General features: G+C 53.0%; 16 protein-coding genes. 7 read left to right on the forward strand and 9 right to left on the reverse strand.

Going from position 1 to position 15,038, the window contains the following annotated elements; translation table 11 throughout:
* Positions 1 to 125 precede the first annotated feature (125 nt).
* The 5 genes from C3F13_01000 to C3F13_01020 form a co-directional block, all read right to left on the reverse strand.
* Positions 126 to 1,187, reverse strand: a complete 1,062-nt coding sequence (locus C3F13_01000) for a glucosamine--fructose-6-phosphate aminotransferase (GenBank protein ID PWB56679.1) — start codon at positions 1,185 to 1,187, stop codon at positions 126 to 128.
* A gap of 1 nt (position 1,188) precedes the next feature.
* Positions 1,189 to 2,514: a 6-phospho-beta-glucosidase gene (locus C3F13_01005; GenBank protein PWB56680.1), complete on the reverse strand. Its 1,326-nt coding sequence runs from the start codon at positions 2,512 to 2,514 to the stop codon at positions 1,189 to 1,191.
* A 50-nt stretch (positions 2,515 to 2,564) separates the two neighbouring features.
* Entirely contained in the window at positions 2,565 to 2,789 is a 225-nt protein-coding gene (locus C3F13_01010; GenBank protein ID PWB56681.1) for a hypothetical protein, read from the reverse strand.
* Positions 2,790 to 2,922: 133 nt separating this feature from the next.
* Positions 2,923 to 3,594, reverse strand: coding sequence for a 1-acyl-sn-glycerol-3-phosphate acyltransferase (locus tag C3F13_01015; protein PWB56682.1), 672 nt, complete (start codon positions 3,592 to 3,594; stop codon positions 2,923 to 2,925).
* A complete protein-coding gene (locus C3F13_01020) occupies positions 3,591 to 4,532 on the reverse strand; it encodes a hypothetical protein (GenBank protein PWB56683.1) in 942 nt (313 codons plus the stop codon). The genes C3F13_01015 and C3F13_01020 overlap by 4 nt, the downstream gene beginning before the upstream one ends.
* Positions 4,533 to 4,616: 84 nt before the next feature.
* On the opposite strand from C3F13_01020, the gene C3F13_01025 reads away from it, so the two are divergent.
* Positions 4,617 to 5,411, forward strand: a complete 795-nt coding sequence (locus tag C3F13_01025; protein ID PWB56684.1) for a 4,5-DOPA dioxygenase extradiol — start codon at positions 4,617 to 4,619, stop codon at positions 5,409 to 5,411.
* Between the two features lie 126 nt (positions 5,412 to 5,537).
* A complete protein-coding gene (locus C3F13_01030; GenBank protein ID PWB56740.1) occupies positions 5,538 to 5,858 on the forward strand; it encodes a hypothetical protein in 321 nt (106 codons plus the stop codon).
* 73 nt (positions 5,859 to 5,931) lie between these two features.
* On the opposite strand, the gene C3F13_01035 is transcribed toward C3F13_01030, so the two are convergent.
* The 4 genes from C3F13_01035 to C3F13_01050 all read right to left on the reverse strand — a co-directional run bounded on the left by C3F13_01035 (position 5,932) and on the right by C3F13_01050 (position 9,366).
* On the reverse strand, positions 5,932 to 6,330 hold the full coding sequence (locus tag C3F13_01035; protein ID PWB56685.1) for a GxxExxY protein: 399 nt from the start codon (positions 6,328 to 6,330) through the stop codon (positions 5,932 to 5,934).
* A gap of 92 nt (positions 6,331 to 6,422) precedes the next feature.
* Entirely contained in the window at positions 6,423 to 7,043 is a 621-nt protein-coding gene (locus C3F13_01040) for an indolepyruvate ferredoxin oxidoreductase (protein ID PWB56686.1), read from the reverse strand.
* A gap of 1 nt (position 7,044) precedes the next feature.
* Entirely contained in the window at positions 7,045 to 8,844 is a 1,800-nt protein-coding gene (iorA, locus tag C3F13_01045) for an indolepyruvate ferredoxin oxidoreductase subunit alpha (protein PWB56687.1), read from the reverse strand.
* A 219-nt stretch (positions 8,845 to 9,063) separates the two neighbouring features.
* Positions 9,064 to 9,366: a hypothetical protein gene (locus tag C3F13_01050; GenBank protein ID PWB56688.1), complete on the reverse strand. Its 303-nt coding sequence runs from the start codon at positions 9,364 to 9,366 to the stop codon at positions 9,064 to 9,066.
* A 458-nt stretch (positions 9,367 to 9,824) separates the two neighbouring features.
* On the opposite strand from C3F13_01050, the gene C3F13_01055 reads away from it, so the two are divergent.
* The 5 genes from C3F13_01055 to C3F13_01075 all read left to right on the forward strand — a co-directional run bounded on the left by C3F13_01055 (position 9,825) and on the right by C3F13_01075 (position 14,881).
* On the forward strand, positions 9,825 to 10,823 hold the full coding sequence (locus C3F13_01055) for an export ABC transporter ATP-binding protein (protein ID PWB56741.1): 999 nt from the start codon (positions 9,825 to 9,827) through the stop codon (positions 10,821 to 10,823).
* Between the two features lie 17 nt (positions 10,824 to 10,840).
* Complete coding sequence (locus tag C3F13_01060; GenBank protein PWB56689.1) at positions 10,841 to 12,085, forward strand: hypothetical protein; 1,245 nt, start codon at positions 10,841 to 10,843, stop codon at positions 12,083 to 12,085.
* Between the two features lie 18 nt (positions 12,086 to 12,103).
* On the forward strand, positions 12,104 to 13,366 hold the full coding sequence (locus tag C3F13_01065; GenBank protein ID PWB56690.1) for a hypothetical protein: 1,263 nt from the start codon (positions 12,104 to 12,106) through the stop codon (positions 13,364 to 13,366).
* A gap of 116 nt (positions 13,367 to 13,482) precedes the next feature.
* Positions 13,483 to 14,247 (forward strand): hypothetical protein, encoded by a 765-nt coding sequence (locus C3F13_01070; protein ID PWB56691.1) that lies wholly within the window; start codon positions 13,483 to 13,485, stop codon positions 14,245 to 14,247.
* A gap of 31 nt (positions 14,248 to 14,278) precedes the next feature.
* On the forward strand, positions 14,279 to 14,881 hold the full coding sequence (locus C3F13_01075; protein PWB56692.1) for a hypothetical protein: 603 nt from the start codon (positions 14,279 to 14,281) through the stop codon (positions 14,879 to 14,881).
* Positions 14,882 to 15,038: the final 157 nt, after the last annotated feature.

Here is a 15,038-nt window from a genome sequence, read left to right on the forward strand (position 1 = left end):
TTTTGCCGGCCGTGGCAATCTCCTCTATAGAACATTGCTCAATTATGAATAGCACATCGGTTGGGCAATCTTGTTACAGGAAGACTGCTTCATCGCAGAAACCGCTCCTTACAGTGACACCAGCATCACTCCGTCCGGGTCACCTTGTGCAAAGCCCGGGGTTGGTCGGGGTCGAATCCACGCGCGATGGTTAAGTGATAAGCTAGCAGCTGCCCGGGCAGGATGGCTGGGATGGGGCTGAGCCACTCGGGAAGACCTTTGGGTACAGGGATGAAGGTATCCTGGCCTGGTTGGTGCCCTTCTAGGGGAGCGTCGCCGATGGTGACCAGCCGGGCACCTCGAGCGCGCAGGGTGGCACCCAATGCAGTCAGCTCTTCTCTGAAGGTATCTCCGATGGAGATGATGTTCACCGGGAAGCCTTCATCCACGATGGCGATCGGGCCGTGTAAGAAATCAGCCGAAGAGTATGGTTCAGCCTGGATGTTAGCCAGCTCCTTGCATTTCAATGCAATCTCATGAGCTGTAGAATAGTTAAATCCTCGCCCGATAAAGATCGTATGGTCTGATGCTGCGAGGACTTGAGCTGCTTCACGCGCCTGCGCCTCGGATTTTAGCGCCTCAGCCAGCGCTCCTGGGACTGCTTCCAGCAGGCCGAGCTGGTTCGGAGTGCCTTTCAGGCACAATGCCAGCATGGCCAGGGCGGCCAGCTGGGCTGTGTAGGTTTTCGTGGCTGCCACGCTGGTCTCACGGCCCACCCCCAGACCGATTATATATTCAGCCGTCTGTGCCAACGGCGAGTCCAGATCATTGGTGATGGCAATGGTCGGAACTCCCTGGCGGTGGCCTTCTTCGAGCACACTGACGATATCCGGCGACTGGCCTGATTGCGATATGCCGATCACCAAAGACCCTGCCAGCCGAGGTGGAGATTGGTAACGCGTGAATAGCGAAGGTGCTGCCAGAGCCACCGGAAGGCAGTTGAGCGCCCCCAGGATGTATTGGCCGTAGCGTGCAGCGTTATCAGATGTGCCGCGCGCCGCCAGCAGGGCATATGAGAAGCTGCGCGGCGAGAGCTGCTGGGAGATGCGCGTCACACGCTCCGCCTCGGTTTCCAGCATGCGTTGGATGGCTGCCGGCTGTTCATAGATTTCTTTGAGAAGCTGCGATTTTAGGGAAAGGGCGGTCATTTTATGATCTCATGCTGGGGGTGGCTGCCCAGTTTTTCCAGAACTGTGGCAGGTAAATCCGGTTGGTTACCAGCATGTCATCCAACACAGCCTGGACGCAGTCAGCGGAGGGCCCCAATGGATGGGCAAGCAGGGCCTTGAAGGCTGCAGATCTGTCGCCGTGAACGGCGGCTTCCACGGTGAGCAGCTCGTAAGATTTGACCTGTGCCAGCAGACCAAAGCATACCTCGGGCAGTGGTTCGGTTGGCATGGGATGGACACCGCTTTTATCCACCAGGCAGGGCATCTCCAGCACCCAATCTTCCGGCCAGCCTTTCACCGTGCCGCGGTGGGCAGTATTAACAATGTGGGTTTCACTCAGGTTGTTATGATGGGCGTTCAATAACTGGGTGGCGACTGTGGAATAATATGCCCCGCCACGCTGCAATAAATCGGCTGGTGGAGAGGTGAGAGATGGGTCGGCATACTGCCTGAGCAAGTCCTTTTCAATCTTGAGTACTTCTTCGCCGCGTGACGGTGGCCATTTTTGCTGTTCTTTGAGCTTATGGTCGGTAAAGTAATAATACTGCAGGTAATAGTTGGGTAGCATCCCCAACACCTCGATGGTGCGAATGTCCCACTCCGCTTCTGGGTCGGAGCGTAGCTTTTCCAGAGTGGCTTCAATTACCTGCGGCCAGATCTCCTGGCCGTCAATGGTGAAGCCCCGGTGCCAGGAGAGGTGGTTCAGGCCGAGCGTGTTCAGCTCTACCCGTTCGGGGGGGACGTCGCTGCCGACCACCTGCTTCAATTCTTCCAGAATGGCCATCTTCGTGGTGATGGCCACGTTGCATACCCCCACCGATGGGACATCAGGTGCGAATTTTTGTATCGCCTGCGTGACGAGACCGGCCGGGTTGGTGAAGTTTACCAGGAGCGCTCCCGGCTTCGCATATTGGCGTATGTCTTCGGCCACACTTAAGATGACCGGGATCGTGCGCAGCGCCTTGGCCATCCCACCTACGCCAGTGGTCTCCTGGCCGATCAAGCCGTTACGCTGACCCAGGTACTCATCCGCCACGCGGGCGGGCATCTGCCCTACCCTGAGCTGGGTGATGACATAAGAGGCATCCGTTATCGCTGCCTGCTGGTTGGTGGTTAGCATCACCTTGAACGGCGCACCCCTTGCCTGCACCATGCGCTGGGCGAAGCCACCCACGATGGACAGGCGCTTCTGGTTGATGTCCATCAGACACAGCTCGCTGACCGGCAGCGTGGCGGTGCGCTCAAGGAAGCCATTGACCAGCTCAGGTGTATAAGTAGATCCGCCACCAATGACGGAGATTTTCACCAGTTAATTCCTTGTGAATCGAAAGTAGTTATCTACTTATTAATTATTGCTTATTGCACGTTCAAGTATTTGAGTAGCTCATAAACCAAGAAAATAGGCCACACGATGCCCTTCAAGAATCCCAGCACACCGAGCCAGAATGTGGTCGCCTGGCCAATGAAATATATCCAGGCTCCGATCAGCCCCAGCCCATAGACTGCGCCACCGCCGCCATCACGGTAGATCACCTTAGGTTTTTCGCGGATGATTTGAATAGGGGTGTTGTCTGTGGTCATTTTAACCTCCTGATTTGATTTTCCTTCTCATAGAATGTATACGGTTATAAGCCCTGAAGGTTACATGAGCATGCTTTTCCATCCCTGTAAAAGTTCCAAAGGGAATCACCGTTCTATCCTTGCTGGTTCTGATTTACTTAAATTTTAGATACTCCATCCTTGACCTGGACAAATCCGCATATATCCCCCGATATTTTTCCGGCATTACCATGGCCAGCTGGTACATCATTTCATCCATGATTCGCTGGCGTACCTTTTTGGTCACCTGCTCACCCCGGGTATCCAGGTAGAATGGTTTGCCAACCGTCAGGTGAAAATCAGTGCGCTTCAGTTTACGCAGGTTAGCCGTGTAATTTTCTGCACCGAAATACCCCACGGGAATCAGTGGCGCCCCACTATGCAGTGCCAGCAACACCACACCTGGATGGGCACCTTGCAGCTGGCCATCGTGACTGCGGGTGCCTTCTGGTGCAATGATGAGCATCTCACCCCTCCCGAGGGCCTCGAGTCCCATGCGGATGGCTGGCAGATCAGCCTCGCCGCGGTGCAAGGGGATGGTCTCAGTCACGTCGAATACCCAATTCATCACCGGGATCTTCCACCGCTCCGCCAGCAGCATGCCATGTACCTTGCGTGGTTGCAGGTGGGTGTAGATGATGGGGATCTCGAGGACATTGACGTGGTTGGTGTAGATGATGAGTGGTCCGTGTGCTGGGATGCTGTACAGCTCCTGATCGTGAATTCGACAGATCAGGTTGGTGAGCCCTTTAAAGAAGATAACGACAGAGTGCTGAGAGATGCTCACGCGGCTGCCTGGGGTGGTTTGTAAATGATCTCCAACTGGCGTGGCAGGACTTCAATCTCCAACCGGGTGCCTGTTTCGCTGATGATCTCCCCGTCTGTCTGGGCTGGCAGAGGTCCGTCCTGGGCGGTGATGGTAATCCGCTTTGCCTGCCCGGTCTTAATCGTTGGCTGGGTGGCCTGGTCGCCCTTGGTGAAGTGCGGGATCATCTTGATCACGTTCAGAGAGCTCATCTGCTCGGCTATGCACAGGTCGAACAAACCGTCATCCGGCTGCGATTTGGGAGCCATGAGGAAACCTCCACCCAACCGGCGCCCGTTCATGATCGAGATCAGTAACGAGCGTTGGGTGATGGTGCTCCCGTCGAACTCGATGGCAGCCAGGGGGGCTTTGTTGTACAAGAATACGGTTTTAAGCACAGCTGCCATGAATGCCAGGTAACCTCCCCAGCGGGGAAGCCTGTGTACTTCAATGGTGGTAATGGCATCAAAGCCAACGCCCACGCAGTTGCAGAAGAAGCGCCCTTCCGGCACCAGGCCGCCCGAGACTCGGCCGATATCCACGATGCGCCGCTGATCAGCCAACAGGGCCTGGAGTCCGCCAGCCAGGTCCTCAGGGATGCCCACGCTGCCTGCAAAATCATTCCCTCGCCCCACGCACAGCACACCCATGGGAGGAATGGCCTGGCCTTCAAGCTTGCATTGCATCAGTCCATTGACCACCTCATTCACCGTGCCATCTCCACCTGCGGCAACAACCGCCCCGCAGCCTTCCTTCACCGCCTGGCGGGTCAGTTCAATACCGTGCCCGATGCCTTCCGTGAGGGTAAGCTGATAACTTACCTTAGTTTGCTTGAGTAGCTCTTCAAGCTGGGGCAGGGATTTTTGTCCGTTGCCGTTGCCTGCGGTAGGATTCAGGATGATCTTGTAGGTTTTGGTCATTCGCCGATTATATCAACCTCCCGGTGTTTAGCTATAAGAATTTCTTGCCTTCGCAGGCGTTCGGTAGTAAATTTAGACATCCGAATGAGAACGTGGAGTTTTACATTGAATAACACCCATATGCCAGTTTTGTTTCTCGGGCATGGCAGCCCCATGAATGCCATCGAAGATAACGAGTTCAGCCAGGCCTGGGAGCAGGTAGCTAAGCAAATCCCACGGCCTGAAGCCATCCTGTGCATCTCCGCCCATTGGGAAACCCGCGGCGCCCAGGTCACTGCCATGGAAAACCCCCGAACTATCCACGATTTCTACGGTTTTCCGGATGAACTGTTCCGTAAACAGTATCCTGCTCCGGGCTCGCAAGCCCTCGCTGAACAGATTATCCAGTTGTCAGGTACCTCGAAGGTGGAGCGTGACCATAACTGGGGGTTGGACCATGGGACGTGGTCGGTATTATGCCGCATGTATCCCGCCGCCGATATACCCGTGGTGCAGCTAAGCCTGGATCGCAACCTCGAACCTGCCGATCACTACCAGCTCAGCCGATACCTCAAGCCTTTACGGCATGCAGGGGTACTGGTGGTGGGGAGTGGAAATATCGTTCACAACTTGCGCGTGCTGGTGTGGGAAGACAGAGCTTTTGATTGGGCGGTTGAGTATGACTTGAAAGTAAAGCAGTGGATCCTGGAAGATGACCATGAATCGGTGATCCATTATGAGAAATATGGCCAGGCAGCTCTCCTGGCGGTGAATTCAGCTGAACACTACCTGCCCTTGCTTTACACCCTTGGGTTAAGAGAAAAAGGCGAGCCGGTCAGTTTCTTCACTGACAAGGTCACCTATGGCTCACTTTCAATGCGTTGTATACGCATCGGGTAAAAAGGCTGTACAAAACCGCACAGCCACCACTCAGCTAACCCATGCATTTTGATATGGTGCAGATGACATAAATGGGAAGCGAACATCATGCACAGCCGATCTATATGACGCCGGAGGTTTGATATGTTGTACTGGTTCTATCTACTGATTGCCATCCTGACCGAAGTGATCGGCACAACGATGATGAAGGTTTCACAAGGGCTGACAAAGCTGCTGCCTTCGGCGCTGATGTTTGCCATGTATATCATCAGCTTTGTTTTCATGGCTTTCGCACTCAAGAAAATTGAGGTGAGCACCGCTTATGCCATCTGGTCCGGGTTGGGCACTGCCCTGATCGCCACAATCGGCATCCTGGCCTTCCGCGAATCGTTTACCATTCCCAAGCTTGCAGGCATCGTATTGATTATCGGTGGCGTGGTATTGTTGAATCTAAAGGGAGCTGGGTAAAACAGTCAGAACCACTGATTACACTGATTTTGGGATTACACAGATAAAAAGATTGATTTATCTATGTAATCCATCAGTAGGAACGTAACCTTTTACTATTTATTAGACGCCGAAATTCAAGGCTTTTTGCACCAAAATTAAGCAGTAACCCTATCTGTAGCTGGTATGCCTCAAGATAGTTTATTGCCTGTGCCAGATGAACATCCTCAAGCAAAATAATAGCCTTTATCTCCACCATTACTTTATCTTCTACCAAAAAATCCACCCTGCGTGTACCAATCTCCTCACCATCATAATGGATGGGCATTTCAAGTTCTCTCTGAAATGACAATCCTTCCTTACTCATTTCTAGCGCCATCGCACGCTGGTAGATCACCTCTTGGAAACCATTACCCAATGTGGAATGTACTTTCATCGCTGACCCGATGATCCTCTTTGTAATGTCTGAATATTTATAATTTGGGTCACTCATTTATTGGTACTATTAAGTTGACTTTTATGAATAGACGGTTCAAAAATGCTGATATTAATTTGCGTAATCCAACAATCAGCTAAATCTGCGGTTCAGACTTCTCTCTCCACCGCTTGTCTCCCCTGCTCAAACGCTTGGCGGTTCAGCTCCGCATACTTGGGCGGCACCCTGCCGATGATAACCTTTAGCCAGGTATCGGCGGAAAGCTCGTCGCCGGACAGCCCCTCCCGCTCCATGAGCGCCGAGAGCGCTCCGAGCAGCACCACATTTGCTGCGCGGATATTGCCCAGCGACTGGGCGATGGCTTCTCCATCCACATAAACCACCTGGGCAGTAACCTCAGCGATCTTCTGGTGCAGGGTGGCATCATCCGGGTAGGATTGACCTCCGGAGGTGACCGTCACCGGCTCAATAGCTGCCAGGTTGACCAATGCCAGAGCCCCCATTCGTAATTGGCACAGGTTGCGCAGGGCTTCGGCTTTCTCAAAGGCTAAAAAGACATCTACTTCGCCTGCCCCCACCAAAGGAGAATGTACTGTGCGGCCCCAGCGTACGTAGCTGGTCACGCTACCGCCGCGCTGCGACATGCCATGTACTTCAGCCTGCTTGGCCTGCAGGCCTGCTGCCAACCCCACATTGACCAGTACATCGGAGGCCAGGATGGTGCCCTGACCGCCGACACCTGCCAGGAGGAAGTTGATTGAATCTCTCATTTCACACCTCTTCCATTTCCACAGGCCTGAACGTGATTGCATCGCGCGGGCAGAGTTGGGCACACACCTCACACCCGGTGCATAATGTGGCATCGATCAGTGCTTTCGGGCGCTGTAGACGGGCATCCAGCTCATCACTCTTCAGTATGGCCGGGCAGCCGATACGGAAGCACAAAGCACAGCCGTTGCATTGATCCGACAGGACCTCCAGCGGCACCCAGCGCTTGCGCACTTCAGGTAGCAGCACGCATGGTTCCAGTGTAATCAATACCGCCGGCTCGTCCTGTTTGATATATTCCTTCAGCGTGCTCTCAATTTCTTCCACGTTATACGCCGGCACCGTTTTCACATGTCTTATACCCAACGAACGCACCAGCGGCTCAAGCTCGATCACGGTAGTCGGTTTGCCCTGTAATGTAAAGCCGGTACCTGGATTCTGCTGGTGGCCGGTCATTCCGGTTACCCGGTTATCCATGATAATGGTGATGACCGGGCTCTGGTTGTAGACGGTGTTGATCAAAGCGGGGATGCCGGTATGGAAGAAGGTCGAATCACCAATGACCGCCACATGATGTTCCGGGCTGCCGGCTTTGGCTGCACCGTGAGCTACGGCGATGCTGGCCCCCATGCACCCGCAGGAGTGGATGGCACTCAGCGGTGGGATCAACCCCAGGGTATAACAGCCAATATCCCCGTTGACCGGCACCTTGAGCTTATTGAGCACATAGAATACACCGCGGTGAGGACAACCTGGGCAGAGCACTGGCGGTCGGGCTGGCAGGGGTCCAACCTCTACTTCTGGTAGCGCGACGTGCTGATTAGCAGGTAACAAACCCGCCTGGATGGCTGCCTCACGCACCACGCGTGGGTCCAGCTCGCCCATCAAGGGGAAAATACTCTTGCCTTCCACTTCGATGCCCATCAGGCGGATGGCTTCCTCCAGGAACGGATCGAGCTCTTCAATGACGATCAACCTCTTCACTGAAGCTGCGAACTTCCGAATCATTTGATCGGGGATCGGCCAGGTCATCCCCAAGTGCAGGATGGAAGCGTGCGGGAACACTTCCTTGGCGTACTGGTAGGCCACACCGCAGGTGATGATACCCAGGCTGGTATCATCCATTTCAACGTGGTTATAAGGAAAAGTCTCGGCAAAAGCAGCCACGTCGCGCATGCGTTGTTCGATTACCGGGTGGCGCTTGACCGCGTTACCCGGCACCATCACATATTTGCTCGGGTTGCGCGGGAATGGTTTGGGTTCGCTCGAAGCTGGCTCCACGCGCTCGCCCAGCTCGACCGCGCTGGTGGAATGGCAGATGCGGGTGGTCAGGCGCAGCAATACCGGGGTGTCGAAGCGCTCGCTCAGACCGAATGCTGCAATGGTCAGATCCTTAGCTTCCTGGCTGTCGGATGGCTCCAGGCAAGGCACGCGCCCAAACTTGGCAAATGTGCGGTTGTCCTGCTCGTTCTGGCTGGAGTGCATGGCCGGGTCATCCGCGGTGACGATTACCAGCCCGGCTTCCATGCCCGTCATGGAGGCGTACATGAAGGAATCTGCTGCCACGTTCAGCCCGACGTGCTTCATAGCTGCCAGGCCTCTCTTCCCGGCATAGGCAGCCCCAATAGCCACATCCACGGCCACTTTTTCGTTGGGTGCCCATTCCGTGTACACGTTGGGATAATGCACCAGGTCTTCCAAGATTTCAGTGCTGGGTGTGCCAGGGTAGGCCGAAGCCACAACAACCCCGGCTTCCCAGGCACCACGCGCAACTGCTTCATCCCCTGAGAGCATCTTGATCATGTTACCTCCGAAAATCGCTTGAATTACTGACGGCTTTGCTGGTAATTTTACCTCGTAAGCTCGGATATTTATTATCCGCTAGATGGAGGTGGGTTTATAGTGATGAATATCAGGAACATGTGGGTATTTATTCACCTGGGTATTATAAAAAAACTCCCGTGAGATTATCACAGGACGTGAAATTTCTACGAGAACCTATGATTACAAAGCAAGTACTGCCTATTTTCCGTAATTGGCTGCCAGGTAATTGACCACAGTCGTTTTTTCTTCTGAGGTGAGATTTGCGCCACGTGCGACCATCTGGTCAACCAATGCGCTCCATTCCGTCGCAGTCAGACGCATGCTCTCAACTCGCGACAAGGGGTGGCACACCGAGCAGCGTTCCTGCACAAGGGTTGCACCTTCTTGAGATGAGGTTGATGCAGGGGCGGACGTACTGTTAATTGTGCTTGAAGAGCAAGCACTTACGATGACCATGATTGCTACTAACACTATTCCTATAAACATCAATGAGTTTTTCATATTGCCTCCTGGTGATTTATTTAATCACAGCAATTATACGCAGGTACTTGTGTAAATGCTAAGTCTGATTTTAAATTAGATTAGGAATAATCATTTGTTTAGCTCGGTTGGTTTTTTTGGCTATTAAAATTAATGCTATACTAATGTGGTCTCTTGTCCAGAATAAAAACCTAATATCATTTTCCCTTAAAAAAGCCGTTATTCAGGTTGGTTACTAGAAGCCCATCTTGATCAGAGTGAATTCTAAGGAGCGAATCCGGAGGAGGAAATATACGGGAAACCTAAGTCGATTATCTAACGGGACAGATCGATTGCTTTTGCATTATCGCAGAGCGTAATATCATCAGGCGAGAACTTTGCTAAGCCTTAATCATTATATTCGAGGAATTCACTAGCACCCGTCAATCGATCAGCTGTTGGGGTGATCATCTGTCAGAAAGGGGCAAGCTATGCCAGCGATTTTGGAAGTCGAGAATCTTGTCAAGAAATACGGAGATTTTGAAGCGGTGAAAGGGATCAGCTTCAGCGTTGAGGAGGGAGAAGTGTTCGGCCTGCTTGGGCCGAACGGAGCCGGAAAAACACAAACCATCTCCATGCTTACCGGCGTGATACCACCGACCTCAGGAACGGCGCGCATTGGTGGATACGACATCCATAAGGAAGCCAATCAGGTCAAGAAGATCAACGGGTTGGTGCCTCAAGACCTCGCCGTCTATCCAACGCTAAGCGCCCGAGCCAACCTGAACTTCTTTGGGCGTATCTACGGGCTGCATGGCAAAGAGCTCAAAGAACGTGTTGATGACGTCTTGAGAGTGGTGGCACTCACCGAACGGGCAGATGGCGTGGTGGATAAGTTTTCAGGGGGGATGAAGCGCCGGGTCAACATTGCTGCTGGCCTGGTGCATCAGCCGCGTTTGCTCTTCCTGGATGAACCCACAGTGGGGGTAGACCCGCAGAGCCGCAACCATATCTTTGAGAGCGTGCAGCGCTTGAATCGCGAGCGCGGCATGAGTGTGGTTTACACCAGCCATTACATGGAAGAAGTGGAAACGTTATGCAGCCGGGCTGCCATTATCGATGAAGGGCGGATAATTGCCCTCGACACGATTAAAAACCTGATCGGCTTGTTGGGCGGAGGCGTCGTCTATGTAGGCGTCAGCCAGCTTGACGATGCCATGTTAGCCCAGATTGGTAGTCTCCCGGCTGTAAGAGAAGCCTTGCTGGTTCCCCAACCGCCCGCCCCACCAGCCCCGGAAGGCAAGGAATCCACGTTGGAAGCCAAACCGGTCATCGCCAGCCCGGTGGTCAAGATCGTCGCCGAGCAGAACCAGCAGGCCGTGGTGAATGTGTTGGGCTATCTGAATGAGCATGATATCGCTATCACCTCCCTTGAGATCATGCAGCCCAACCTGGAAAGTGTTTTCCTGCACCTCACCGGTAAAAAGCTCAGAGAATAGCCAGGGGAGAAACGACCATGAAAATACTGAGTATTGCCGGCAAGGACCTTCAGATATTATTCAAAGACCGTGGGTCTATCTTCCAATTGTTTATCCTTCCCTTGCTATTTATTCTGGTGTTTAGTGGAGCCCTGGGGGCTATCGGGGAAAGTGAGGAAGTGGTGCTTCCAAAACTTGGCGTTGTCAACCTGGATAACGGCTCTGCAGCTCAGGAGCTGGTGGGTCGCATCCAGGCAGATGGAAAACTGACTGTGCTGCCTTACACTCTGGACGAGGCACAGGCGCTCCTCGATAAAAAAGAGTTGGATTTTTACCTGGTCATACCGGCTGGCTTTACCACTTCGACCGAAGCTGGTCAGCCAGTGTCTCTCCGCCTCGTTACTGGCGCGAGTGCCAATAACCAGATGACAGAAGCAGCCCGGCTAGTGCTGGAGAGCGCTGCAGCCGACATGACCCTTGAGAGCCAGATCATTGCCAGCCTGAAACAGATGGGTGACATGCAAGCCGATTCGCCGACCGCCCAGCAGGTGTTCACCACTGAGCGTATCATTGCCCAGGCGCGTACCCAGTTTACCCGCGCCCAGGCGGAGCCATTGATTGTTATCGTCCAATCCACGCCCAGGCAGGAAGCCAGTCAGCAATCCACCCCTGATCTCAGTCTATCCACGGTGCCCGGATTTGCTGTGCTGTTCGTCTTCATGACTGCCCAGGCCACTGCCCATTCAATTTATGATGAGAAAAAAGTTGGTTCGTTTCGCCGGCTGACTGCGGCTCCCTTGAGCAAGGCTCAGCTGTTGATCGGCAAGATACTCCCCAATTTCATCATCGGGCTGGTGCAAATTGCCGTGATATTCGCTTTCGGGGCTGTGGGCTTGCGCCTCATTGGACTGACACCTTTACCAATCGAGAATTCACCCCTCGGGGCTTTGCTTGTCGCCGTGATGCTGGCACTATGTTCCAGTGCCTTCGGGATCATGGTAGCTGCCCTGGCACGCACCGAGAACCAGATAGCGGGATTAAGCACCTTGTTGTTGTGGGGCATGGGTTTGCTGGGTGGCTGCCTGGTACCGCTGTTCGTGCTGGAGCGCTTCCTCGGCCCGATCCCGATGATCGTACCGCATTACTGGGCTAACCGGGCCTTGGATGACCTGCTGATCCGTGGCCTTGGACCGTCTGTGATCGCCCTCGATCTGGCGGTGCTGCTCGGGTTCACCCTGCTCTTCTTTATCATCGGCTTGTGGCGTTTCGACTTTGAGCGCTAGGGAGAGAGGAGCATAATCATGCAATTCATCAAATACACGTTATCCGTTACCTGGAAAGAGATCCAGCTCATCTCCAAGGAGAGAGCCTGGCTGGTGATCCTGTTCCTGCTGCCGCTGATGATCGGCGCTTTCTTCGGTGGTGGTAATTTGGCTATGAACAACCCAGACGCAGACGTCATCCTGCTCAATGTTGGCCTGGTCAACCTTGACCAGGGCGTTTTTGGGACTCAGCTGGCTAAGGTGGTTAAAACGATTGACCAGTTAAATGTCACCGAATATCCGGATGCAGCCTCGGCAGAGCAACCGGTGGCGAATGGCAAAGCCGCGGCAGCCATCATCATCCCGCCTGATTTCAGCCAGAAGATTGACAGCTACATTCCTACACAATTACAAGTGATTGTCGATCCGGCTGAGCTTGAGAGCGGGAATATCGTGGCCGGGATCATGAACCAGGTGATCGCTGAATTTTCCTTGTGGGGTGAGGTCCAACATGGGGTGCGTACCATTATGGATGAGGCGGGAATCCTGGCGATGGCCAGCCAGGAGCAAGCCCGCGCCATCGAAGCCCAGAACCTGGGTGTAATCATGACACAAATCAATGAAATGCGCACCAACCCGGTCATTGTTGTGTCCGTTGAGAGCGCCCAGGGCGTGGAGAGTGGCCCCACACTGCAAGTTTTCTTCGCCTACCTGTTTCCTGGTCTCACCGTGATGTTCATCTATTTTATTGTAGGCATGTCGGGTGGCTCACTGCTTGTGGAGCGCGAGAATGGCACCTTACGGCGTTTGTTGACCGCTACGATTCCGCGTGGCGCCATCCTGGCTGGAAAAATGCTGGCCTACATGATGCTGGCCTGCGCCCAGGTGGTGGTGATGTTCACTGTCGCTGCGCTTATTTTCGGCACTCCGCTTGGGAGGTCGCCTCTTGGTTTAATCGTCATGACCCTGGTGGTGGCATTCAACGCTACAGCTTTGGGTATGCTGGTGGCAGCAGTATCCAAAACATCGAAGCAGGCTGACAGCCTCGGGGTGATCCTGGCTTTCGTTCTGGCTGGCATTGGTGGCGCGCTGGCCATCGGGACGACACCTTTCTACCGCCAGGGTGGAGTGGTAGGCTTTATTTCCAGCCTCACCCCGCAGAACCACGGTGTGGAGGGGTTCTACCGCCTGATGGGGGAAAACGCCTCATTTGTTCAGGTCCTGCCCCAAATTGGCATCCTTCTGGGAATGGGCTTGCTGTTCTTCCTGATCGCTTTGTGGAAGTTCAGGTTCGATAAATAATCGATTACTCTGGAAATCGTATGTGAGATGGTCATAGAGCGTAAGGTGGTGCAATTGTAATAACAGCTCAGTGATTTAACTTTCTACCACATCGTGCTAGATCACCTACTTGCAGGATGGTAAGCATGCTGGCAACCCTGATAACCAAAGTTGTAATCGCCGCCATTGTGCTTATCATCCTACTTGCTTTACTGGGTAGGCGAATTTTACACTCAGGAATGTTCCTTTTAGTATTTTTCTTCGTTTACTTTGCTGACAACTTTCTGATGGTGGTGACCATCCAATACCCTTCCCTGCAGTTGATCCCCGCACGTACCTGGGAAGGTTACCTGGTCAGCAACTGGAGCGGGAAGCTCTTTAGTATCCTTTTTACCCTTGTCCTGTTATATTTCAGCCGACGCATTCTATCCAGGGATGAAATTGGTCTGACGCTACGCCAAAAGGAAGGCTCGCTGCTGGCTTGCGGTCTGGTGATCCTTGTACTGGTTGGCTGGTCAACGATTGTTGGGATAAGCTCGCCGAAAGGCAAATTTGACATCCTTACCCTGGGCTATCTAGCGTTTATGCCCAGCCTGAACGAAGAGCTTGTCTATCGCGGCTGCCTCCTGGGTATCCTTAATAAGCTTTTGCCGAAAAAAATCAATTTTCTCGGAGCGTGGATGGGTTGGGGAGCGGTCATCACCTCACTCCTGTTCAGCCTGCTGCATGGCTTTGGCTTCAACAACGACCTGTCCATCCATATCGATGCGATCGCTCTGCGTAATTCGTTCATTTCCGGCTTCATTTTTGCCTGGCTGAGGGAGCGGAGCGGGAGCTTGCTGATGCCTGTGATTGCCCATGGTATTGAGGATTTCTTTTTCTTCCTGCCGCGCATGCTCTGATTTGACCACCATCAAATAAAAGGAGGAACATATGAAGAGGTTTCATCTTAGTTTTATCTCTGGAATTCTGGCCTGCGCATTCTATCTTATATTCACCCTGCTTGCTTATCTTCGTTATCCCCTACCATACTCCCCAATGGATAATTGGCTCAGTGATCTGGGAAATCCCGTGCTCAATCCGGGTGGGGCACAAGTATATAATATTGGGGTTATCTTGACCGCAATCCTGATGATGTTGTTTTTTCTTAGCCTGGGGATCTGGGGGATAAATAATCATAAAGTGCAGAGGATTATGCTACGCCTGACCCAGGGATTTGGGATTGCTGGATGCCTGGCCATGCTATTAAGCGCCATTTACAGCATAGACCAGTTCACGATCCATGCTTTCTGGTCCACCAGTCTATATATCCTGCTGTCAACCGCTTTTATCTTTTCCGCTGCAATGCTCCGATACCATCCCGGTGTGCCTCGTTGGCTGCTCGTCCTTGGCATCTCGACTGCCGTGTTGGTCCTCCTGAGCAGTTTCTTCCAGCAGATCTACCTGCTTGAATGGATCACTGTCATTTTGTTCCTGGGTTATATCTTATTGCTGGCCATCAACTCACAGTCCGCAGGACATGCCATGTCTGGATGATAGACCTGAGACTTTTTACAAGCTGAGGTACATGCCTGAGCTGGTAATAATATTTACACTGTAGTAAAAGGTAACTTCCTTACGGGGAATTTTGATACTTGAACCAGTGTGGAAATTAATCTAAAATATTCATGTATCACTTTGTTTCATAATTTAT

The organism is Anaerolineales bacterium (genome assembly GCA_003105035.1).
Classification (GTDB): domain Bacteria; phylum Chloroflexota; class Anaerolineae; order Anaerolineales; family UBA4823; genus FEB-25.

Coding starts and splice junctions, on each gene's coding strand:
- C3F13_01000 (PWB56679.1), bottom strand. CDS start 1,187: ATGACCGCCCTTTCCCTAAAATCGCAGCTTCTCAAAGAAATCTATGAA.
- C3F13_01010 (PWB56681.1), bottom strand. CDS start 2,789: ATGACCACAGACAACACCCCTATTCAAATCATCCGCGAAAAACCTAAG.
- C3F13_01020 (PWB56683.1), bottom strand. CDS start 4,532: ATGACCAAAACCTACAAGATCATCCTGAATCCTACCGCAGGCAACGGC.
- C3F13_01025 (PWB56684.1), top strand. CDS start 4,617: ATGAGAACGTGGAGTTTTACATTGAATAACACCCATATGCCAGTTTTG.
- C3F13_01035 (PWB56685.1), bottom strand. CDS start 6,330: ATGAGTGACCCAAATTATAAATATTCAGACATTACAAAGAGGATCATC.
- C3F13_01040 (PWB56686.1), bottom strand. CDS start 7,043: ATGAGAGATTCAATCAACTTCCTCCTGGCAGGTGTCGGCGGTCAGGGC.
- iorA (PWB56687.1), bottom strand. CDS start 8,844: ATGATCAAGATGCTCTCAGGGGATGAAGCAGTTGCGCGTGGTGCCTGG.
- C3F13_01050 (PWB56688.1), bottom strand. CDS start 9,366: ATGAAAAACTCATTGATGTTTATAGGAATAGTGTTAGTAGCAATCATG.
- C3F13_01060 (PWB56689.1), top strand. CDS start 10,841: ATGAAAATACTGAGTATTGCCGGCAAGGACCTTCAGATATTATTCAAA.
- C3F13_01065 (PWB56690.1), top strand. CDS start 12,104: ATGCAATTCATCAAATACACGTTATCCGTTACCTGGAAAGAGATCCAG.
- C3F13_01070 (PWB56691.1), top strand. CDS start 13,483: ATGGTAAGCATGCTGGCAACCCTGATAACCAAAGTTGTAATCGCCGCC.
- C3F13_01075 (PWB56692.1), top strand. CDS start 14,279: ATGAAGAGGTTTCATCTTAGTTTTATCTCTGGAATTCTGGCCTGCGCA.